General features: G+C 43.0%; 14 protein-coding genes, 1 tRNA gene and 1 pseudogene. 8 read left to right on the forward strand and 8 right to left on the reverse strand.

Going from position 1 to position 23,320, the window contains the following annotated elements; all coding sequences use genetic code 11:
- Positions 1-29: 29 nt before the first annotated feature.
- Together B1A85_RS04250 and B1A85_RS04255 are read left to right on the forward strand one after the other, a co-directional pair.
- The gene (locus B1A85_RS04250; RefSeq protein ID WP_104545645.1) at positions 30-3,155 is read left to right on the forward strand and encodes an efflux RND transporter permease subunit; all 3,126 of its coding nucleotides are present in this window, start codon (positions 30-32) and stop codon (positions 3,153-3,155) included.
- A 37-nt stretch (positions 3,156-3,192) separates the two neighbouring features.
- Positions 3,193-3,264, forward strand: a tRNA-Gly gene (locus B1A85_RS04255).
- 44 nt (positions 3,265-3,308) lie between these two features.
- On the opposite strand, the pseudogene B1A85_RS25930 reads toward B1A85_RS04255, so the two are convergent.
- From B1A85_RS25930 to B1A85_RS04270, 3 genes and pseudogenes are all read right to left on the reverse strand, one after another.
- Positions 3,309-3,665 (reverse strand): annotated as a pseudogene (locus B1A85_RS25930) (response regulator); the annotation flags it as partial.
- Positions 3,666-4,156: 491 nt separating this feature from the next.
- Positions 4,157-4,936 (reverse strand): sulfite exporter TauE/SafE family protein, encoded by a 780-nt coding sequence (locus tag B1A85_RS04265; RefSeq protein ID WP_104545646.1) that lies wholly within the window; start codon positions 4,934-4,936, stop codon positions 4,157-4,159.
- A gap of 91 nt (positions 4,937-5,027) precedes the next feature.
- Positions 5,028-5,630 carry a GNAT family N-acetyltransferase gene (locus B1A85_RS04270; RefSeq protein WP_104545647.1) on the reverse strand — a complete coding sequence of 201 codons (603 nt, stop codon included), beginning with the start codon at positions 5,628-5,630 and terminating at the stop codon, positions 5,028-5,030.
- 254 nt (positions 5,631-5,884) lie between these two features.
- Here B1A85_RS04270 and B1A85_RS04275 point away from each other — a divergent pair, with 254 nt between their 5' ends.
- Both B1A85_RS04275 and B1A85_RS04280 read left to right on the forward strand, forming a co-directional pair.
- The gene (locus B1A85_RS04275) at positions 5,885-6,406 is read left to right on the forward strand and encodes a WbuC family cupin fold metalloprotein (RefSeq protein ID WP_104545648.1); all 522 of its coding nucleotides are present in this window, start codon (positions 5,885-5,887) and stop codon (positions 6,404-6,406) included.
- A 49-nt stretch (positions 6,407-6,455) separates the two neighbouring features.
- Positions 6,456-7,475, forward strand: a complete 1,020-nt coding sequence (locus B1A85_RS04280) for an ABC transporter ATP-binding protein (RefSeq protein ID WP_104545649.1) — start codon at positions 6,456-6,458, stop codon at positions 7,473-7,475.
- Positions 7,476-7,536: 61 nt separating this feature from the next.
- Here the strand turns inward: B1A85_RS04280 and B1A85_RS04285 are convergent, their stop codons facing one another.
- Positions 7,537-8,988 carry an SLBB domain-containing protein gene (locus tag B1A85_RS04285; RefSeq protein ID WP_104545650.1) on the reverse strand — a complete coding sequence of 484 codons (1,452 nt, stop codon included), beginning with the start codon at positions 8,986-8,988 and terminating at the stop codon, positions 7,537-7,539.
- A 355-nt stretch (positions 8,989-9,343) separates the two neighbouring features.
- Between B1A85_RS04285 and B1A85_RS04290 the strand changes: the two genes are divergently transcribed.
- On the forward strand, positions 9,344-11,083 hold the full coding sequence (locus B1A85_RS04290; RefSeq protein ID WP_104545651.1) for an alpha/beta hydrolase: 1,740 nt from the start codon (positions 9,344-9,346) through the stop codon (positions 11,081-11,083).
- A 131-nt stretch (positions 11,084-11,214) separates the two neighbouring features.
- On the opposite strand, the gene B1A85_RS04295 is transcribed toward B1A85_RS04290, so the two are convergent.
- A complete protein-coding gene (locus tag B1A85_RS04295; protein WP_104545652.1) occupies positions 11,215-12,276 on the reverse strand; it encodes a TIGR03032 family protein in 1,062 nt (353 codons plus the stop codon).
- A gap of 62 nt (positions 12,277-12,338) precedes the next feature.
- A complete protein-coding gene (locus B1A85_RS04300) occupies positions 12,339-15,461 on the reverse strand; it encodes an FG-GAP repeat protein (protein ID WP_104545653.1) in 3,123 nt (1,040 codons plus the stop codon).
- 1,162 nt (positions 15,462-16,623) lie between these two features.
- On the opposite strand from B1A85_RS04300, the gene B1A85_RS04305 reads away from it, so the two are divergent.
- The gene (locus B1A85_RS04305) at positions 16,624-16,809 is read left to right on the forward strand and encodes a hypothetical protein (protein ID WP_104546297.1); all 186 of its coding nucleotides are present in this window, start codon (positions 16,624-16,626) and stop codon (positions 16,807-16,809) included.
- A gap of 73 nt (positions 16,810-16,882) precedes the next feature.
- Entirely contained in the window at positions 16,883-17,956 is a 1,074-nt protein-coding gene (locus B1A85_RS04310) for a zinc-binding dehydrogenase (RefSeq protein WP_104545654.1), read from the forward strand.
- A gap of 167 nt (positions 17,957-18,123) precedes the next feature.
- Here the strand turns inward: B1A85_RS04310 and bchH are convergent, their stop codons facing one another.
- Positions 18,124-21,813, reverse strand: a complete 3,690-nt coding sequence (gene bchH / locus B1A85_RS04315) for a magnesium chelatase subunit H (protein WP_104545655.1) — start codon at positions 21,811-21,813, stop codon at positions 18,124-18,126.
- A 327-nt stretch (positions 21,814-22,140) separates the two neighbouring features.
- On the opposite strand from bchH, the gene B1A85_RS04320 reads away from it, so the two are divergent.
- Positions 22,141-22,725, forward strand: coding sequence for a DUF1997 domain-containing protein (locus tag B1A85_RS04320; protein WP_104545656.1), 585 nt, complete (start codon positions 22,141-22,143; stop codon positions 22,723-22,725).
- Here B1A85_RS04320 and B1A85_RS04325 read toward each other — a convergent pair.
- Complete coding sequence (locus B1A85_RS04325) at positions 22,691-23,287, reverse strand: ribonuclease HII (protein ID WP_371681632.1); 597 nt, start codon at positions 23,285-23,287, stop codon at positions 22,691-22,693. The two genes, B1A85_RS04320 and B1A85_RS04325, sit on opposite strands and share 35 nt — an antisense overlap.
- Between the last annotated feature and the right edge of the window lie 33 nt (positions 23,288-23,320).

The following is a 23,320-nucleotide window of genomic DNA, read 5'->3' on the forward strand; positions in this document are numbered from 1 at the left end:
TCTGCTCTAAAAACCCCTGACCCTTCATTATGTCCTTTAATATCTCTGCTTGGTCTATTCGTCGTCCGGTTCCGACAATTGTTTTATTTTTGATGTTGACGATTCTAGGTTGGTTTTCATTTACCCGTTTGGGAATTGATACCAACCCCAACATTGATATTCCTGCAGTTTCAATTACAGTGACTCAGCCAGGGGCAGGACCTGCGGAACTTGAATCGCAAGTGACAAAGCAAGTTGAAGATGCGGTTGCGAGTCTTGGAAACATCGACAGCATGATTTCAACCGTTAACGATGGAGTTTCAACAACGGTTGTTAACTTTGTGTTAGGTACTGATAGCGATCGCGCTACGAATGATGTCCGCAACGCAGTTGCCCAAATACGTCAAGATTTGCCACAAGATATCAACGAACCGATTGTCCAGCGCTTAGAATTTGCAGGTGGTCCCATCATGACTTATGCTGTTGTTTCGCAGCAGCAATCAGTCGAACAATTAAGTAACTTGGTTGACCAAACGATCAGCCGCGCTTTACTTGCAGTGCCAGGCGTCGCGCAAGTTCGCCGTGTTGGTGGTGTCGATCGCGAGATTCGGATTAATTTGAATCCCTCACAGTTACAAGCTTTAGGAATTACCGCAACACAGGTAAATGACCAAATTCGCGCGTTTAATGCTAATTTACCAGGCGGACGGGCAGAAGTTGGCGGTCGCGAACAAACGATTAGAACCTTGGGAAGTGCAGCAAGTGTTGAAATCTTAAGCAATTATCAAATTGTTTTACCAAATGGCAGTTATGTCCCTTTATCAAGTTTAGGAGAAGTTAGTGATAGCTTTGCCGAACCGAGACAAGCTGCTTTTTTGAATGGCGAACCTGTTGTTGCTTTTGAAGTATTGCGTAGTAGCGGTAGTACGCTCGTGACGGTAGAAGAAGGTATTAGAAAAGCGGTAACCCAATTAGAAGCAACATTACCTGCTGATGTTGACTTGCAACTCATTTTTACGCGGGGTGACTTTATTCGCGAATCTTATGCCAGCACGATGCACGACTTGGTTCTCGCATCGGTGTTAGCCGTATTAACGATTCTGCTATTTCTACGCGACTGGCGAGCAACGTTGATTACTGCAGTAGCTTTGCCTTTGTCGATTATTCCAACCTTTTTTGTGCAAAGAGCCTTGGGCTATACCCTCAATAACATGACTTTGTTAGGATTAGCGCTTGCGGTAGGAAATCTCGTTGATGATGCGGTTGTCGAAATTGAAAACCTCGACCGACACATGAAAATGGGAAAAACTGCGCGTCAAGCAGCTTTTGACTCTTCCTCTGAAGTCGGTTTAGCGGTTATTGCCACCTCTGCAACAATCATTGCGGTGTTTCTGCCAGTTGCTTTTATGGGGGGGATTCCTGGTCAATTCTTCCAACCCTTTGGTGTGACGGTTGCCACAGCAACAATTTTCTCTACGTTGGTAGCACGGACTGTAACACCAATGATGGGGGCGCATTTACTGCAGCAGACAAACAGAAATGGTAATCGCTACAAATCTCCAAACAAATCATTCCAGCCGTATAAATCTCTACTGACATGGGCGTTACGTCATCGACTAGCAACGCTAGGAATTGCATTAGCGTTCTTTATTGGTAGTTTGATGCTAGTGCCAATGATTCCCAGAGGTTTTATTGATAATGGTGACTTGGGAATTTCTACAGTTTCAGTAGAATTACCCCCAGGTTCAACTTTAGATGACACAACGCAAGTCGTACAACGCGCAACAGCATTAATTCAGCAAAATCCTGCAGTAGAAAGTATCTTAGCAACGCCGGAAGTTAACAGAGCAACGCTGACAATTAAGCTGAAACCCGAACAGAATCGCAATATCTCGCAAAGCGAGTTTGAACAACAAATTCGTCCGCAATTTACCCAAATTCCAGGTGCCAGAATTAGTTTTCAAAGCCAAGGTGCGGCGGGAAACAATAAAGACCTCTCAATTGTTTTGAGAAGTGAAAACCCTGAAGCATTGAATCAGGCTGCGGCTGAGTTAGAACGGCAAATGCGTACGGTTCCAGGTTTAGTTGAAGTTGCATCATCTGCTAGTGTGGCACAACCCGAAATTTTAGTCATTCCCGATCCGGCGAGGGCGGCTGATTTAGGAGTCACGGTACAAGCGATCGCGCGCACTGCTTCGCTAGCAACTTTAGGCGATAACGACGCCAACTTGGCTAAGTTTAACTTAAGCGATCGCCAAATTCCGATTCGCGTTCAAATTGACCCCGAAGCACGTAACGATATTAATACCTTCAGAAACTTACAAGTTCCCAGTAATAACGGTTCATTAGTTCCGCTAGCAGCTGTTGCTGATATTCGTTTTGGCAGTGGTCCTGCTCAAATTAACCGTTACGATCGCTCGCGTCAAATTTCGGTAGAAGCAAACTTACAAGGTATTGCTTTAGGTGATGCTGTAGATGCAGTTAACCAACTTCCTGCGTTAAATTCGCTACCTCCAGGAGTGGTGCAGCAACAAGCGGGTGATGCTGAAATTATGCAAGAAATCTTTGCGCGCTTTGGTACAGCTTTAGCACTTGCCATTTTGTGTATCTATGCAATTCTAGTATTGCTGTACAACAACTTCTTTCACCCATTCACAATCATGGTAGCTTTACCATTATCTTTGGGTGGTACGCTACTGGCACTTATGTTTGCCCAAAAAGCATTAGGTTTATATGCTTTAATTGGAATTGTGTTATTGTTGGGTATCGTTACAAAAAACTCGATTCTCTTAGTCGATTACACGATCGTCAATCAGCAAGAAGGAAATTCACAACGACAAGCATTAATCAATGCTGGTGTTTCGCGTCTGCGTCCGATTTTAATGACTTCGTTATCTACAATTGCAGGAACCTTACCCCTCGCGCTTGGCTTTGGCCCTGGTGCGGAAGTACGCAGCCCAATGGGAATCGCTGTATTAGGTGGTTTTACAACTTCGACATTATTAACGTTAGTGGTAGTACCTGTACTTTTTACGTATGTAGATGACTTTCAACACAGACTAATGAAATTCATACAGAGCGGATTTCATCCAAATCGCCGCCGCGTTGCTGAAGATAAATTTGCTGTGCCAGCTAGTACTGTTGAGCAGTCCAAGAGTACACTCCAACGTAAATAAGTCGTATAATGTCTATTACCATGTATGCCATACAAGCGCGGGTGTAATTCAGTGGTAGAATGTTACCTTCCCAAGGTAAACGTCGTGGGTTCGAGTCCCATCACCCGCTTTGTCTGTAGCTGGTGGGTAAATATATTGACTAACTAAATTGCATAAACTCTCTGGCTCGTAAGGTTTGGTGACATAAGCTGTTGCGCCCGCTAGTCGGCATTTAACTTTGTCAATAAACTTATGCTTTGCAGTTAGCATAATGATGGGTAAGCTACGAAACTGCGACATACCGCGTACTGTACGACATAGCTCTATCCCATCAAGTTGCGGCATAGCAATATCGAGTAACAGTAAAGAAATTTGTTCGTAGTAAATGAGATTTAACGCATCTTGAGCATTACTTGACACCAGAACGCGACAACAGTCAGATAGTGTACGTCTGATTTCTTCTTGCATAGCGTAGCTGTCATCAACAGCCAAAATTGTTGGCATTTGAATATTTAATGTCGGATTCTGCATGACTACTCATCCTGCTACTGATGTAGAGCAAAATTCACAGCGGCTGAGTGGACAAAAATATAGTAATTGTGGTTATTGCATACTCTTACTGATTGAGAATGTCTCGTTTAAACTGCATCCAAATTATTGGAAACAATTTAACTACACATATATTGAGGTAGCTCTTTTAAAAAAGATTACTTGAAAAATTATTGAGTGTGGTTGAATTACTGAACTAGAGCAAAACGGTTTTTCTTTTATAAGTTAATCAATGAACCTAAGGGCAGCTAAATATCGACTCCTATTACAGTACAAAAAATAGAATTTTATAACTGCTTTTATACTGAATCTTGCAAGCAAACGCCCTCCGTAATTTTACGGATATTGGCAAAATTTCTTGAAGTTTGTCAGGGTTAAATATCCAAGAAACACCGTAATTCTTCGGAAGTAGTTAAATTAATATTATTTTTTTGCGCCCTGCCCGAAATTAATTTACCAGAAGTATAGGAAGATTATCGACTATTAAAACTTTGCCAAGCCTGTAAAAATACGTACAGCGAAAGTAGTCCTAGCATTAAACGAAAGATAACACTAATGGTAGCATCAGGTAATTTTGGTAGGACACGAGTGCTCATTTGAGCACCCACAAGACCACCAATTCCTAAAAGAATCCCTTCTATAAACAAAACATTATTACTGATAGCGTGTCCAATACAAGCCGCAAAAGCAGTGAGAACAATCACGCCTAAACTTGTTTGAATCGCAGTTTTGATTGTCTCTCCTAACAAGAGAATTTGCATTGGTACCATAATGACACCACCACCTATACCAAATAAGCCGGCTAGAATTCCAGCAACTCCTCCAGTAAACAATCGAGCGATCGCTGGATGAATTCGTTGAGGTTTAGCTTGGTTTATTGTTAGAAGGTGCTTCTTTAAATCTACGAGATAAATATTAATTAGAAGTAATAACCCGAAGGCAGTCAGGAGTAAATACGCAACAAATTTACTTGCTAAATACACTCCAATTTGAGCAGTAAACAGTGCTGGAAGTCCGAGATACATGACGCGCTCAGGATCGAAGTACCCCATTCGCCAGTTTTGGATACTACCAGAAATTGATGTAATAACAATTGCTAAGCTACTTGTAGCAACACCTTGTAGAGGAGTATACCCTAATGCCACCATAAGCGGAACTAAAATTGTACCACCGCCAATTCCTAAAAATCCGGCAAGGATACCAGCTATTAATCCTCCTAAAGATAAACTAAGCAAATTTGGTGAATTTAACATAAACTTTTTGAGCTTTGAAGTTCATCTTCTACTGACTTTTCATAACTCTGTACAGTAGTACACGTGTTAAATAGCATTACTGTGCTAACAACTAGCAAGATAATGAAGTGTTCGTATGAAACTCATTTCTATTCAAAGCATATTTAACAACTTCTTGAGTAATTTCTGGATGAAAATATTTTGCTACAAATTTAAGACATACTTTCTCCATAACTCGAATTGATGCTATGCGATCAGCTAATGCCATTGAGACAACTTGTTGTGTTTCTCTGTTTGCGAATCCTTTATGAATTAGTGCTAAAGCACCCTCTGTAGCATAGCCTTGGTGCCATTTAGCTTTTTTTAAGCGATAACCAAGTTCAATATCTGAAGCATCATAAAATCCTAAGTTGAAATAAAATAAGTTTTCTGATGCTGGTCGAAAGTGAAACCAGCCAATAAACTCACCGCTAGTTTTTTCGACTGCTGCCCAAATTCCATAATTTTCGTATTCTTCGTAATAACAAAGCCATGTAGGTAAGGTTTTGTTTTTGATGGTTTCATAATCAATACCTATTGCTGTTCCTCCTTTGATAACGCCTAGGTTGACAAAGCGAAGGACGTCAGGATCGCTATCAAGTTCATACAAATTGCTAGCATCTTCTTCAGTGAAGTTTCGTAAAAATAAGCGTGGTGTTTCGAGAAAAACTTTCATCAGTTGAATTTTGGCGTTTCTCCTAAGAATATATAGCAGGGGTCAGAGGTCAGAGTTAAACTCTAGACAGGGAAATTGCTACGAACTTCGATGATGCCCTAACTCTATTGACTCAGAATATAGCTTGAGTGAATTAAGGAGAAGATGTATTTTGACTCTACCCAGATGCTTGTAAGTCCTTATGTTTATTCATGAAAAACAAAGGAGATTTTTCAAGGTGTTATAACTATGTTGTAGATTTGTGGGAGAGCTGCGTGACAACTTCTCAGTTTAAACGTCTTACTCAAGACTTGTTAGACGATATTGCCCAAAAAGCTCGTAGCAGTCCAAGATTACGTCAAAATTACAACTTTCACGAGTTAGGTGAAAAAGTCCAACGATTTATCAATGTTTTGCAGCCTGGTACGTACGTCCGTCCGCATCGACATTGTAGGAATTCAGGAGTAAACGGGTTTGAGTTTTTCCTAGTACTGCAAGGAGAACTAGGAATGATTATTATGGACGAAAATGGCGAGATTCTCAATCAAGAGCGTGTTGGTACGAGTAGCGGTACGCGTGGTGTAGAACTTGCCGAAGGCACTTATCACACACTCGTGGCTTTGACTCCAGATACGATAGTTTTGGAACTCAAAGAAGGTCCCTATGACCCTACCACAGATAAAGAATTTTTAGAAAATTTTCCGGCTGAAGGTACTGTAGCTGCTAGACAATTAGTGACGACTTGGCAAAGCTATTTTACAGATTCGATCGCTGACGGCGATCGCAGCATGGTGTAAATTTGATTTGCCATAATTCCTAGGCGTTGCAGGATGTAATGATAGCGCCATGAATACAAAAATTAAAATCAAGGTTAATCCACCATCGACATTACAAGAAAAAAACACCACGTCTTCTTTACCAGTACTACAGACATACGAACTGAAGAAAGTTTACCGTACTGGCTTTTGGTTAAATCAGAAAGTAGAGTCGCTCAAAGGTTGTTCTTTAAGCGTGTATCAAGGAGAAACGTTTGGTTTACTCGGACCAAATGGCGCGGGGAAAACAACCTTACTGAAGCTTTTGTTGGGTCTTGTTCGTCCATCTGGGGGGCGTGGCGTGTTGTTAGGACAACCTCTAGGCGATCGCACGTGTAAGCAAAAAATCGGCTACTTACCAGAAAACGCTTATTATTACGATTATTTAACAGGTTGGGAATTCCTCGAAATGGCAGCGGGGTTATTTCAGCTTCCTTTAGCAGTGCAACGCCAACGTATTCCTGAATTACTCGAATTAGTTGGTTTAGCGCAGTCTGTCGCCAAGAAAAAGCAATTGCGTCAGTACTCGAAAGGAATGTTACAACGTATTGGTCTGGCGCAAGCACTGATTAACGACCCCGAAGTTGTCTTTTTAGATGAACCGATGTCGGGTCTCGATCCTGTAGGGCGCTATCAGATGCGCAAAATTATTTTATTGCTCAAAGATTTAGGCAAAACTATTTTTTTTAATAGTCATATTTTGTCTGAGGTGGAACAAATTTGCGATCGCATCGCGATTTTGGCACAAGGCGAGCTAGTTTGTACAGGTTCGTTAGAGGAACTTTTAGGTCAACCAAATACCTATAGCATCAAAGGACAAGGTGGCGATCGAAATATGCTGCACCAATGGCTGCATCATCTTGTAGTTGAGCCGGATGGTTCTTGGCACGGGCAATTACAAGGTGAATTAGATAAGTTTCTTACCAGTCTTTGGCAAACAGATGCTCAACTAGTAGCCGCGAACCTGTCGCGTCTTTCTTTAGAAGAGTTTTTCTTACATCAGTTACAGCAAAAAGGGTTAGCAGGTAGTGTTGATGCTACTGCGGCGTAATGCTGTAAAGCGCAAGATAAGGGATGTGCAACTTCTTGAGCGTGACATCCCTTGAATAGCTTTAGAATCCGATAAAGCGGAGGAGGTTGATGACACCGCCCAATGGACCGAAGGCGGTTCCAATAGTATCGCCGATTCGAGCTATACCAGAGCGGTTGACGACGACAATATCATTAGCACGCAGCCGAGGATTTGATTGCTCATTGATACCTTGTTCAAAGTTTGTTTTGATATTTCGTCGCGTTACAGTGCCGTCAGGATTGAGGCGAACTAACTCGACAGTGCTCCTTCTAGCGCGAGCATCATTAAATCCACCGGCACTAAGAATTGCTTGATTTAGGGGAGTATTGGGCGGCAATTGCAGCACTCCAGGGTTTTTGACTTCTCCGACTACACTGACTGGAATCGTCGCTGGTGAAAAATTAGCATCTGCTAATTCTGTAGATTCAGCAGGGTTAATATCGGTTGCGGTGGCAACAACAATCGTATCGCCTTCTTGTACGAGGGTGTCTTGGTTAACGTCACCTGTCTTTAACAAATCCCAAAGATTTACGTTAATTGTATGTTCGCTGCCTGATTTAGTAGGACGGCGAATAATGACATTGCGGACATCAGCTTCAGAGGTTATACCACCGGCAAGTTGAATCGCGCGGGTGACGGTGGGAAGTCCATTATTACCTCCACCGACGTTTCCACCCTGATCGGTAGCTGCTGCCGTATTTACCCCCCCTCCTACTACAACGTACGAACCAGGGCGGTTGACTTCGCCTACGACTGTGACAGTACGGGGACGATTTGCAGGAACAGCAAAACTGGCAGAAGCAAATTGACGTAATTCGGCTAAGTTGATGCTGGTTGCGGTGGGAACAAATATCGTGTCACCATCGCGTAATGTTAGGTCATTTTCTGCAACGCCGCTACGGACTAATTGAGTCAAATCGACGTTGTAAACTTGGGCAGGGAGATTGCCACCTTGAGGACGGCGCAGTTGTACTTGACGTAAATCTGCGGCGAGAGTTACTCCTTCAGCAAGAGTTAACGCACTAATAATTGTGGGATACTGAACGCCAGGATTATCGCCTGCACCACCTTGTAAGCCTACAGTGTAGGAGCCTGGGCGATTGACTTCTCCGGAGACAACGACGTTAATCGGGCGGGGGGCAAGCAAACTAACAGTGACAATGGGGCGTCTGAGAAAGCGAGCATAGCGCGTTGTGATTAATTCGGCGGCTTGGTTTTGAGTGAGTCCGCGAATTATAACGCGACCAATAAGGGGAAGATAAAGGTCGCCACCGGGAGGAATTTGATAGTCCCCGCTGTATTCAGGAACTTCAAAGACGTTAATACGGATGCGATCGCCACCATCTAGGGTGTATTCGACGTTTTCTTGTACGGTTGCCGTTGGGGCTTGAACTTGTGCCCAACTCGGAGAGGGGTAGGTAGTTGCGACCATAGCTAAGAGTGCTAAACCGGCAACTGGTTGGGTCAAGGCTCGAGAGACTTTAGTAATCATGTTCCAGTTGTAGATAATTCTCCGAGAATTTTGTTTCTCACTATTTTATGTGGTGTTTTGAATTAATGGAAAAAGTTAGTGCTAGTGTAAACACATATTTTAAACAAAGATTACTTAAGTAATTTCCACATTTAAAATAAAGAAATAGTCAGTTAAATTCAGGTTTATTATGCATAATATATTGTTTATCCTAGACATGATAAAAACCTGCAATTGTCATAAATTTGGCACATTAAATTAGTACCTGGAATCGCATCAATTGCAGGTTAGACGTTTGCACTTATGGTTCGAGGGACGAACCGAGGATCGAGTTTGTTCCAACAAAGTATGTCAATAGTTGCAGCAATCAGGGAATATGAAGTTTGAAGGGCGTTCGTTGGGAAAATTCCGCAAATCTTGGCAGTTGACAGTTCAAGGGTTAGTTTGTAGCATCACGTTTGCTTGCGGTTGGGGAGGAATGACATCAGCTGCTTGGGCGGCAGAACGCATTATCCTACGGTTAGGACCATTTGAGCAACAAGTTGCAGTTTCAGATTTAGAGCAATTTGCTAAAACGGGAGAAGTTCCACGCAGTCTGCGTTTTTATGCACCCTTATTAAATCCACAGGTACGTGAATTTCTCAATCGACAGCTTCAGGTAGACCCCAACGTTGCGGATAAAGTTGTCGCGCAGGTGTTGCGATCGCCCACAGGAAAGACGGTGATTGATTCTATCAGTGCAGCGCTACCGAATACGACAGTCGATCAACTTCAAGCAACGGTATCGCTCGCAGCACGGCAGTTCAATGGACTCAGCGCGATTAATTTACTGCGGGCGTATCCTGAGGAGAATATCACGGTTGATGCTAGCGCCGTTGTCAGTTTAGCATTGCAATTTAATCCGACTTATTGGCAAAGTCAGGCGATTGGTCCATTGCTAGAACGCGAATTAGCCCCAGTCACAAGTTCTATCACCTCGCTACCCAAGTTCGATCCGGCAAGGCGCGGAAGGCAAGTTGTACAACAACAAACGCTGTTTTTGACAGATTATCAGCGTTTTCGGACAATTCCTGTTGATTTGTACACAAGCACAAAATCGCAAGGACCATTAGTGGTGATCTCGCACGGCTTTGGTTCGGATCGCAAATTTTTCGCCTCGACAGCAGAACACATAGCGTCGTATGGTTTTACAGTAGCAGCGATAGAACATCCAGGAAGTAGTATCAAACGTTTAGGAAGTGTTGCCGCAGCCAACGATCCAAAAGAAATTATTCCAGCGCAGGAGTTTATCAACCGCCCGCAAGATATCACTTTTGTCTTAAATCGATTGACGAGATACAACCAACAACCTGGGTCGCTACAAGGCAAACTAAATACGCAGCAAGTTACAGTGATTGGTCACTCGTTGGGTGGTTATACGGCTTTGGCGTTGGCTGGCGGTGAGGTCGATTTGGATGCAGTGCGGCAATCATGTCGCGGAATCTCAGCATTAGGACAAGCGCCTGCTGATTGGTTACAATGTGCAGCAGCCGATCTACCAGAAAGACGTTTAAATTTACGCGATCGCCGCGTGGCGCAAGTTGTCGCCTTGAATCCCTTAGTAGGGAATTTGTTTGGTAAAACAGGTTTAATGCAAGTCACAACACCTGTATTGATGCTGGCGGGTACGGAAGATGCGGTGACTCCGGTATTAAATCATCAACTACGTCCGTTTAATCAATTGCAGGGTGAAAAATATCTAATTACAGCGATCGGTGGAACGCATTTGAGTATTGGCGATCTTGGTAATTTAGGACGGGCAGCCAGCGTCCGCACACTTGTTAAAGAACGTTGGGGTGACGAAACACTGCCTCTACGGCGACTGGCATCTGGAGCAATGGTTGCTTTTATTAAGCAATTAACTCCTGAAGCACAAGTTTATGCACCGTTTCTTACTCCAGCATATGCGCAATCACTTTCAACCGCCCAACTTCCTTTACGGTTGAATACCGAACTACCAGCAACACTCGATCCTTGGGTGGGAGCGAGAAAAAATCGTTTGTTAATGGCGGTGCGACGAGTTCTGAGGGGTGAAAATATTGTCGCAACTGGGTGGTGGCTTTTGGCTAGGAGTTAGGGAAAATGGGTCATGGGTAACTGGTAATTGGTAATGAATCAATTGTCAATCACCAATTACCAACTACCGATTATCGATTCGCACAAATATCATATGTACTTAACCGGACATGAAATAAATACACTCAGATACTACAAAGACCCAATAGTAACAGTACGGCGGATTTCATCTGATTTAAAGCCTAATGCCATTGGCTGGCGTACTCCAGGAATAACAGCAACGTCGTACAGTTCTTCTACCATGCCTTCGATGCGTAACCAGTGAACAATATCACCACTACGCAAATCGATAACTTGTAATCCACAGCGCGGTTCAACATCTTTGGCGGCGAGATTTTCGTCTAACGGTAGCCCTGAAAAGGTTTTGTTTCCGCGCATTTTAGATAAGCCAACGACAGCGTAGTCTCCCCACAAAGCGAGTCCGCGTAAGTAACCAGGACAAAATGCGATCGGATTAAATTTGCCAGCATTGATGTCGACAGTGCCAAAGTAGCCAGTGCCAGAGTTGAGCACCCAAACTCGATCGCGATAGACTCTAGGCGAATGAGGCATCGATAGCCCAGATACAACAATTTCGTTGCTAGGAACATCAATGACACAACCGCCATTGCGACGGCGATCGCGCCAACCGTCGCTGACATCGCTTTGACTGACTGCGGTAACGTAGCGGGGTTGCCCGTTTTCCATCGCTAAACCGTTAAGATGACAGCGATCTTCCGCGGCGAGTCGCGAAATAAAGGATGGTTGCCATAAGGGGATAAAACTATAGCGATCGCTAATTGTCGCTAAGCAGCTAAATAGCGTGTTGACAAAGATTACTCGCCCTTGGCTATCAACATGAATGTCATGAATGTCAATGTCTCCCGTTGTGTAGCCAACTTGGGGAACGTAAAGGCGATCGTAACCACCATTGTAGAGTTGACCTGATTCTAAGGCATTTTCAAAGCGCCAGACCTGATACAGCGAACTTGTATATAGGCGATCGGGGCTCGCCCACAATCCCATACAGCGTTCAAACGTGCGTTCAAAGACGGATAGACGGCGATCGCTAGCAACACCAATCAGAAATAATTTCCCTGTTTGATACGTTGTAAAAGCAAGGCTAATGCGTTGTTCGGATAACCATGAGATAAATTGCCGCGATGTACTAATTTCTAATGCAGGTGGAGATGGTTGGGTAGTATCAGAAGGCATAGTCCAGATTATTAATAATTGCAAGGAAACAAAGGTGGGGAATACCTACCTAGCAATTGGTGTTAGTTTAGATTCTGCGTAATATCAGTATCTACTAATAAGGTTGCGGTTCCGCTTGTGTAGCGATCGTACAAAATGTTATTGAGCGCGATCTTATCACTCAACAACCATCCCTGATTAACAGACGTAACTGAATCACCTACGTTACCGTTGACAATTAATTGATTAGTCGTTGATAAATCGAACAAGTCCAAACGCGTCAGCTTTAAGCTGTTGTTTCCAGTTCCTGTAAGGTCGATGATTTCAATGTCAGTAATGCGGTTGTTAGGAATCGTTGTTAAATCAATTGTAATGCCACTCGTATCAACTGCTAGCGTATCTGTACCACCACTGCCGTCAATTCGGCGATCGATTACCCCAAAGCTGAGAACGTCATTTCCCGCACCCCCGTAAAGAACGTCACTACCTCTTCCACCACGCAGCGTGTCGTTCCCTCTTCCACCAATTAAGATGTCATCCCCATCTGTACCAATAAGTAGATCGTTATTTGGCGTACCTAGACGGTTAACTTTGTTAGTAAAGTCTCGCCCGAAGACGACATAGCTTTCACGATAACGAGTTGCGATCGCTAAATCATCAAAACCATCGCCGTTGATGTCACCAGCAATACTAACTGAAATACCTGCTCCATCGTCAGCATTAATACCGTTGATTTGAAAACCGTCGTTACCGTTAATCGCTGAGGAAAGATCGAGGCTACTGCCAAATTTCTCCTTGCCAAAGACGAGATAACTGACTCCGGCAGATTTTTGACCGTTGGCTGCATTGCTTTCTGTGCCGATCAAAATATCATTTAAGCCATCACCATTCATGTCTCCTGCAATACTAATGCTAGCAATGCCTGCAGGACTGTCTATCGAATTAATGACAAAACCATTGCTACCATTAATATCAGCAAGGTTGAATGTGGAGCTAAATCCAGTTTTACCAAAGATGACATACTTTTTAGTTGAATTATCAACCACGATGTCATCAATGCCGTCGTTATTAATGTCTCCAACAGTATCTATCGAAGTAAAAAAGGTATTGAGACTAGTTGCTTTAATTGTAAAACCGTTGTTTCCATTGAGTTGAGCGAGGTTGAAATTGTTACTAAAAACTCCTGTACCAAATACGACATAACTCTCTCCCGCTTTACTCGCAGCATTCGAAGCAGTAATAAAAATATCATCAAAGCCGTCACCATTAACATCGCCTTTAGCTGTAGCTACAAGCGAGTAGTCACGGGGATTAATACCGTTGATGATAAAACCGTTACTACCATTAAGCTGAGTCAGATTTAGGTTAGGAGAAAAGCCTTTAGCTTTACCAAATACTACATAATTGGCACCAGCATTAGTTTTACCATTGGGATCGCTGTAATCATCGCCAACAACAATGTCATCGCAGCCGTCACCATTGATATCACCAGCGATAGTAACTTTATCAGATCCATAACCAGACTTATTACCTTTAAGGACAAATCCGTTGTTTCCATTGAGTCTAGCTAGATCTGTGTTAGTGCCGAAGCCTCCAGCCTTGCCAAATACCACATATCCTTTAATGTTAGAACCAGGAGTATTGGCACTAATGAGTAGATCTTTGTAGCGATCGCCATTGACATCACCGACATCAACGATAAATGATTCTTTTTCTGCATTTATCAAGTTGAGTGTAAAGCCGTTGCTACCATTAAGTTCAGATAAGTCAAGATTAGGAGCAAATCCCGCTTTACCAAACACCACGTATTCTTTAGAATTAGTTGCAAAAGGAGATTCCCTGAAGATTAAGTCATCAAAGCCATCTTTATTAATATCAAGCGCACTGCGATTGGCGTGAGTACCATTAACAACGAAACCGTTTTTGCCGTTGAGACTAAAAAGATTGAATTCTGTGGAGTTAAATCGAAAGTACTTGCCATTAAGATTTAGAGTAGACGTACCTTGAATGATTGCAACTAGTTCTCTTGGTTCACCTTGCGGCTTAAGTTTATAAACGGCTGTCCCCGATGGCAAGCCAGTAGGAGAAGCGCCAAGCACATAATCACTTTTGGCTCCAGAAAGTTGAATAATGTCTTCATTAGGCTTGAAATCAGTGACTAAGGCGTAATCTCCAAGTCCTGAGGTTTTATTATTAAGGTCATCGTAGAAGTCTTGCGAGAAGTCTCCCAATATAAAGGTATCGATTCCTGCACCACCTGTTAAGACGTCTTTATCTCCAGGTAGTCCGAAACTTCCTACCAAAACGTCATTTCCTGCTGCACCTTTTAAAGTATCCTTTCCAGCTAACCCGATCAAGAGATTATTGGCATCGTTGCCGAGAATTATATTGTTAAGATTATTCCCAGTTCCGTTTAAGTCCTTTAGTTCATAAAAATCATCTTGACTCAAAACCAAGTTTTCTTGATGTTTGCCTAATTCATAGTTTTCATAGAGAGATACTATAGTATCTATACCTGCATTCGCCGCCTCAATAATCGTACTGTTTCGGTAGATATAGTAAGTGTCATTACCCTTGCCACCAATGAGAGTATCATTCCAGCCATAAAAAACATCGTTACCAGCACCACCGTAGAGAGTGTCAAATCCCGCAGCAGCTACCTCGTAGGCTGGAGACTGCAAACTGACAGTAATACCTGATAGCGTATCGTTTCCATTCCCGCCATAGAGAACGTCATTACCAAAACGATACTCAAAAACAAATCTATACTCGCCGCTGTCGCCTTCTAAGACATCGTTTCCATCGTTACCGTACAAGGTGTCGCTATCGTGCCTACCATTAAGATAATTGTCAGCAGCATTACCGATAATGGTATTTTGTAGAGTACTGCCATAACCCTCACGCGCCATTTGTGTGAGAATAAGGTTTTCTAAATTATTTCTTAGCTCGTAGTAGCCACTACCTGAAAACTGAACAGTATCGATACCCTGATTTTCGTTCTCAAAAATCGTGTCATCAGTACGGTCAATAATATAAGTATCGTTTCCTGTACCACCAATGAGGGTGTCAACACCTATACCGCCGTCGAGGGTATCATTACCGCCCAAACCAAGTAAGCTGTCGTTTCCCGCATATCCAAAGATTGCATCTGCAAACTGAGTACCTGTAAGCGTATCGTTACCGGCTGTTCCTTTAATAGTTGCCATAGGATAAGTTGATAATAGTAAAGTTTTGTATCTTTTGGAGAAATACAAGACTACAAAGACTCACACTGTAACAGTCTTGTTTGTTTAACAGAAAGCAGAGAAACTTAATTCAACTTTCATCATCAAGCGTAGTTTTAAAAAGAACTGATGAAGATAAATCTTTAGTAAAAATAAATAATGTTTTTTGAGGCATTTAAAGATTAGGTAAAGCTCAAAAAAGTAAAGTAGTGATACGAAAATGTAAAGAAGTAATAAGAAATATATTCTTATGTTAGGCGACTACAAAATTGTGCTTAGAAGTAGACTTAAGAAGATAGGAAAGATTGATGATACTCGACTGCTAACTGGCTTGAGTTGGGCATTTAGAGCGATCGCACTGCCCAAAGTAAAGACACTCTCTACTTGAGATGGCATTTGCTTTAAACACAATAAAAAGAAACAAATTTGAGATTTTATTCTCAGTTTTCTAATTTTTCCTCAAGTGAAATATTTTAATATGTTTTATTTTTAGGCTTTTAGCTTAAAAAAATAAATAAAATATTTTTAGTTCTTTTAGATAAGTTTATGCTCAAAAAATAGAATTTTTAAAAATGGTTTTGTGACTACTTTGTTGTTAAATACTTATATTAAAAACCGAAAGTTAATTGTTGCTCTTACTAGAAGGAGATTTATAATTAGATATGTAACGATAATGGAGAATCAAAGCTAACCACTCTGTTTAGAGACGGGGATCGCGCTACAAGCTAGTAGATCTAGAATGATTCCTAGGATAGATGGGAAGAATTCCAAATCAGCTTTATTGTGGGAGCATACCATAAAGATAGTTTACTAAGCCTGTTACTGATAACACTCTAAGTTTATAATAATAAAAGAGGAAAAACGCTAACAGACTAGTTGCTTACTTTAGGTAAATTTCGATTATCGTTACTCAAACCGTTTGTTTTGCCATATTGGCAGACGAGAGGTATGAAAAGAAAGAACAAGCAACATCTTTGACAATTGTATTTCCACAAGTTAAAAAGCTATTTTTTGTTCTGTCTCCAGGAAGGAGAAATAAATAACATAAAGTATTTGCAAGGGCGAATTGCCAAATCTCAAAAAGTCAGTTTCGGTTAAACCGAATTTTTAACAACAGCTTTGAAAAAAAGGAATGACGGGTGCTATGAATAAGAGTAATAATTATTGTCCTTGTTGCGGCAATCCCCTGTTACGCCATGCACGCCAAGGTGGAATGTATTGGTTTTGTACGTCTTGCTGGCAAGAGGTGCCGATTTTGGCAGTGAGTAAGTTACCTATATCCGAATCTGTCGGACAGCAATCGCATCCCCAGGAGGTCGTTGCTAACTAAATACCCATTAAATTTATATGTCAGTAGCTTCTGCCTGGTAAGATCAGGTAAAGCTACATTTTATTGAAAGTTAATGCTTGCTGCATTACTTTACGGACAAGAAGATTTACGTTTAGAACAAGTTGCAGAACCAACACCAGCTGCGGGGGAAGTTGTCATGCAAGTTGCAGTAGCAACAACCTGCGGTACGGATTTAAAAGTGTGGCGCCGAGGGAACCATGCAAAAATGCTGCAACTGCCAACTCTGTTTGGGCATGAGGCATCAGGGCGGATTATGGCGGTAGGAGAAGGTGTCAAAAATTGGCAAGTAGGCGATCGCGTCGTTGCCAATAACTCGGCTCCCTGCATGAATTGCTTTTTTTGTCAACGTGAAGAATACTCGCTCTGTCCAAACATAACGTGGAATAATGGAACGTTTGCAGAGTATTTTAAAATCCCGGCAGCAATTGTGCGGCATAATATGTTGCCTATTCCCGACGGATTGCCGTACGAATTAGCAGCAATGACAGAACCGCTAGCGTGCGTGTTACATGGTATAGCGCGCTCTCACATCCAAGAAGGCGATAACATTGTCGTATTGGGTGATGGTGCGATTGGCTTAATGTTTGTCGCAGTGTTAGCCCAGCAAGGACATCGTATTTTATTGTTTGGCGGAAATCCCCAGCGGTTAGAAATTGGACAAAAGTTCGGTGCAGCCAAAACTTTTAATCATAGAGAAGTTCGAGATACGCCATCGGTTGTGAAAGAATACACGGCAGGGTGGGGTGCAGATGTCGTGATAGAAGCAACAGGAGTTCCTGAGGTTTGGGAAAGCGCGATCGCCTGCGTGCGTCCTGGCGGAACTGTAAATTTATTTGGTGGTTGTCCCAAAGACACTACAATCACAGTCAATACTGAACAACTGCATTACAGCGAATTGACAATTAAAGGCGTTTTTCACAATACTCCAAAATACGTTCGTGCTGCTTTAGCATTACTTGCAAGCCGCGTGATTCCGTTTGAGTTGCTCATCAGCACGCAGCGCTCTTTGCAAGATTTAGAGCAAGTCTTTCTAGATATGAAAGCGCGTCAAGTAATTAAGGCAGCAATTATACCTGCAAGCCATAACAAAGTGTTGTACTCTAGCTTCTGTTCGCAATTGTGCTAGTTAAATCAACACGCTATAGTATTGAGCAGAACGAAAACTATTAAATGCGTGCGTTCATCTATCATAAGTTATAAAAACCCTTCTCCAACTCTTGCCCTTGCGTTCTTGGAGTCTTGTATAAAATGACTACCCGATAAGTTAATGCACTTATTAACGCACTAAATTACCTAAACTGTCACGCCTTCTAACTCCTCGTCTGCAAGTTCATATAACTCTCGTAACTTCTCTAATTTCTCTGCATTGGCTTGCCAAAAACCTCGCCCGTGAGCTTCTAACATTCTGCCAACGATGTTACGAAAAGCTTCAGGATTTGCCTTACGCAACTTTTCTGCCATTTCTGGATCGAGTGCATATGTATCTGCTGCTTGGTCATAAACCCAAGAATCGCTAAAATCAGCTGTACCGCCCCAGCCAATCAAAGCTGTCATCCGCTGGGAAATCTCAAATGCACCGCCCGAACCTTGATTGGCCATTGCTTCCGCCCACTTGGGATTGAGTAATTTGGTGCGATACTCCATCCGCAATAAATCATCTAAGTTGCGGGGAGTTGTATCTTTGGAGAAGCTTTCGACAAAACTGGCGTTGACTTTCTTTTTGCGTTGCTTTTCTGCTGCCTTTTTTAAACCACCCGTGTTGGCATAGTATTCTTGAATATCAGTCAGACCATATTCTACTGAGTCAATCTCTTGCACGATGCGATCGCACTTTTGCAATAATTGTGCTAATACTTCTGGTCGGGCTTGACCTTTATCGCGTCTACCATAACTGAATACATTGCGATCGCGCCAAGTATCACCTAACTCATCACCCGATTCCCAGTTACCATCCACAACTCTTTCATTTACCATTGAACCAAAATCGCCCGCTGGATTAGAAAACAACCGTGCTGAAGCATTTTCGACTCCTTGCGACCGCAAAGCTAAATAATGCTTGCGAATAAAGTTTTGCTCTTCTGGTTCTTCGGCAGTTGCGGCGCGTTGAAATAAGTCGTCGAGTAACTCGATAATATTCACAAAGCTATCGCGGAAAATACCGGAAAGATTTCCCAATACGTCAATCCGAGGATGTCCTACCTCAGACAAAGGTTTCAACTCGTAGCGGACAATTCTTCCTGTTCCTTCTTTGACAGGTTCTGCACCGACTAGTTCTAATAAAATACCCAACGACTCGCCGCGCGTTTTAATCGCATCTAATCCCCACAACATCACAGCGACCGTCTCAGGATATGTTTTGTGTTCTTGCAGGTGTTGAGCAATGATTTTTTGCGCAATTTCTTTGCCGCGTTCGTACGCTGCTGGTGATGGCATGCGGTAAGGATCTAAAGCATGAATATTGCGCCCTGTTGGTAAGACACCAATTCCATCGCGTAACAAATCACCACCAGGTGCAGGCGGAATGTATTCGCCATTGAGTCCCCTGAGTAGGTTTGCGATTTCATCAGTGTTTTGGGCTAGAAGATCGCGGATTTGTAAAGCTTCTTGGGGTAAGACCATATCTGCTTGCTTGTGCTTACCGAGGGCGATCGCATTAACGATCTCCTCGGATAATTCTTCGCCGAAATAAGCTTGAAGGTAGCTTGTCAATTCTTCTGCGGTAGGTGGTTCTCCTAAGATATGCAGCCCTGAGGAAAATAGGCGGTTTTCTAATACCTGTAGATATTCATACACCTGTACTAAGTAATGGTTAAATGCTGCATTACTAAACATCCGCGCATTTTCTGGGGTAAACGCAATACCTAAGCGTTTTGCATCCTCAAACGGACAATCGGCATCGATTCCTGTATCGACGATTTTCTTGCAAATTGCTGCTTTTAAAGCATAATTCTTTTCGGGGTCTTCGCGATATTCCGCAATTAAGTCTCGTAATGCGACTAATTCTTTATACAACCCTGCCCGACCGTAAGGCGGGACATTGTGCGAAATTAAGACGCCATATCCTCGCCGCTTCGCCAAAATCGATTCTGAAGGATTATTCGCTGCATATATATACAGATGCGGCAAGTTACCTAACAAAATATCTGACCACGAATAACCGGTATTTCCCAATGGCGAACCAGGCAACCATTCGACAGTGCCATGCATCCCAAAGTGAACAACCGCATCAGCTTGAAACTCGTGCTGCAACCATAGATAAAATGCTGCATATTGTGGGTGCGGTGTCAAGTCGCGCTCAAACATTAACCGCATTGGATCGCCAGGAATTCCTAGCGGCGGTTGTACGCCAATCCAAACGTTACCAAGTTGTATGCCACCGATCAGAAACTCATCGCCATAGGTTTTGATACCACTACTGGTTAATGATTTCCAGTATTTTTCAATCCAAGATGTTTTGAGATAACCCAACCACGTTTCTAAAGTCCGCGCCTTTATCAGATTACCGCTGTGCGGATCTTCGTCAGCAGCTTTCACTTGACGAATTAACTCTTCGCCATCTGTGGGTAAGTCTCCGACGGTGTAACCTTGCTCTTTCAGTGCTTGGAGCAATTTCAGGAGCGATCGCGGTACGTTCAATAATGCAGCAGTTCCTGTCGCACCATAACCAGGAGGAAAACCATACAAAATGATTGCAATCTTTCGCTCGCTCACTGGTTTTTGACGCAAAGCGATCCATTTTTTGACTCTACCAATCAACCGCTGTACGCGTTCGGGAACTAAATAAATTTTCTCCCCTACCAATCCTCCTAAAGGAACCGGATCGATCGCACCATCAAGCTCTGGCAATGCGTACAGCACAACGCTTTGCAACCCTCCCACGCCTTGGCGCGTCCACGAATAAATATCTTGAATGAGTAATGGAGCAGCAACAATATACGGGACATTTTTCGCACTCAAAATTCGTTTGGCAACTTCTACTTGTCGCCCTGCTTCCATAGAACCTGCGGGACCGCCGACTAGGGGAAAGCCAATTGTGGAGACAATCGCATCAACTTCTACGGCTTCTGGTGATAGAGAAGCAATTGCGACATTGCCCGACTGGCGTTGTGCCGTTTCATACGCAGTCGTCATCCAGTCGCGTACTGCAACATGACCTTCAACACCATTGATAAAAATTGGTACTGGAATTAACCCTGCCTCTTCAAAACAGCGAATTAACTGTGGAATATAGGGCTGTCGCGTAACAACGTGCTTGCGGTATAATAATATACCTACGCAGTTCTGACCTTTGACCTCTGACCTCGGACTTCTCCTTTGATACCATTCAAGATATTCGCGCGGAGTTTCAAAGTAGCCTTGATAATCAGGGTGTAGCAATCCCATATTGGGTGTTTCTACTGGGGGTGGAATTTCACCGACTTTTATACCCAAATACTTTTCTGCGAGTGTCCAAAATAAGGCAGCAACGTTTTCTACACCGCCCGCGTTCCAGTAACTGTAAATGATTAGCCAGTTACGCAGGTCTTGGATCTTTTTCCCTGGAACAAATTTAAGTAGTTTTGGTCCAATTTTTAAAAAGCTAATATATCCAGCAAGACGATCTTCTTCACGCCCTTGACTGAACTTGTCTAAAATAAATTTGACGGGCTTGGGCATTCCTTTGGGCTTGTCGCCGATCGCAAACTCCCCAAGGCGAGTTAAACTCATTAATTCGAGTGCTGACTCAAAAACAAGGCGTATCGGAATATGTTGAACGCGATCGCGCAGCCACAAAACTTGGTCGTAATCAAATATTAGACTACCAAAAAATACCTGGGCATCTGCCAGCGCGGTGGCGACTGCGTCGGGCTTCGCAGTGATATCGCGATCGCTAAATACCTCAATTGCCAATTCTGGACAGCGCTCTTCCGCTAGTAGTGCTGCTTTGCGGTACAAATCAGCATTGAACGATTCAAACCCTGCAATCAAAACAATGCGTTGCATACCTTCAGCCCAAACATCTTACTTTCGATCTTACGCGGGAAAATCTTTACACAGCGATCGCTTACGTAAAAAATGACTCATATTTGGCTTGGTAACTGGTAATGGGTAATCGGTAAGAGGGAAGTTGTTAGTGTTGTTAGTACTGAGTAATTAGCACTTAGCAGTAGAAGCTAGCTACCAATGACCAATTACCCATTACCTATTACCAGCTTTGATATTACGTTTACTTTTGTCAATATACTTACTCGTTAGGACTTGCTTCTTGAGGAGTATAAGCATCTCGCTTAAAAAAATGTAAAATTATGTAAAAGCTACTTTTAACCGCCCATGTCTACTCGGTTTAATGCTTCCCAAGCCGTCGAAATTATTGTTCCAGAGCAACCGGTTCCTATTCAACACTATTTGCGACAGCCGCAGCGTCTTGTTAATGCTTTAGTCGATCCAAGTCGAGTTAAGCATTTGAGTGCCGAGCGTTTTCGCTTGACGATGCGTCCGCTAACTTTTATGACACTGAGTATTCAACCAACAGTAGACATCAAAGTGTGGGCAGAAGCGAACGGCACAATTTATTTACAGTCACAAGGCTGTGAAATTCGTGGAATCGATTATATCAATCAACGTTTTGCCCTCAAACTCAATGGTTACTTGTCTCCTTACCAAGTTGGAAGTAAAACAGGTTTACAGGGAAACGCTGATTTAGAAGTTCAAGTGGAGTTACCACCCCCGTTGTGGTTAACACCCAAGCCAATCTTGGAAACTGCGGGTAATGGTTTACTCAAGAGCGTGTTATTAACAATCAAACAAAGACTTCAGCATCAACTTTTAGCAGATTACTATGCTTGGGCAAGTGACACGGAAGAGACTAACGCTGGTTTGATTATTCCCCAACTCCCCCAGTACCCATTGCCCTAATTTGACAGGGACGAAACGACAACCTATGCAATCGCGAGGGACCGTATTGTTGCAGTGCTTGCAGATGACGTGCTGTACCGTAACCTTTATTTGATACCAAGTCATACATCGGATACTTAGTAGCGAGGCGCATGATGAGAGCGTCACGCCATACTTTCGCGATAATACTGGCAGCAGCAATCGTCAGCGATCGCTCGTCGCCTTTAACAAGGGTTTGTTGCGGTACTAGCAAGTCCTCGATCGCTTGATTCCCGTCAACCAAACACAGTTCGGGCTGTACTTTGAGTTTAGTTAATGCCCGCTTCATTGCTAAGAGCGATGCTTGTAAGATATTCATCCTGTCAATTTCGGCTGTAGTCGCAAAACCAACTCGCCAATCCACAGCCAAGGTGCAGATTTTTTCTGCCAATTGTTGTCGACGGTAACTTGATAGTTGTTTACTGTCGCGCACTTGACTCGCGGCTAATTCTGGTAAGGCAGCCGGAGGTAAAATGACTGCTGCTGCTACGACAGGACCAAACAGCGCTCCGCGTCCGGCTTCGTCTACCCCAGCTAGGGAAATCGAATATTGATTGCTGAGTGCAAAGTCAAGATC

The sequence above is a fragment of the Chroococcidiopsis sp. TS-821 genome (genome assembly GCF_002939305.1).
Lineage (GTDB): Bacteria > Cyanobacteriota > Cyanobacteriia > Cyanobacteriales > Chroococcidiopsidaceae > Chroogloeocystis.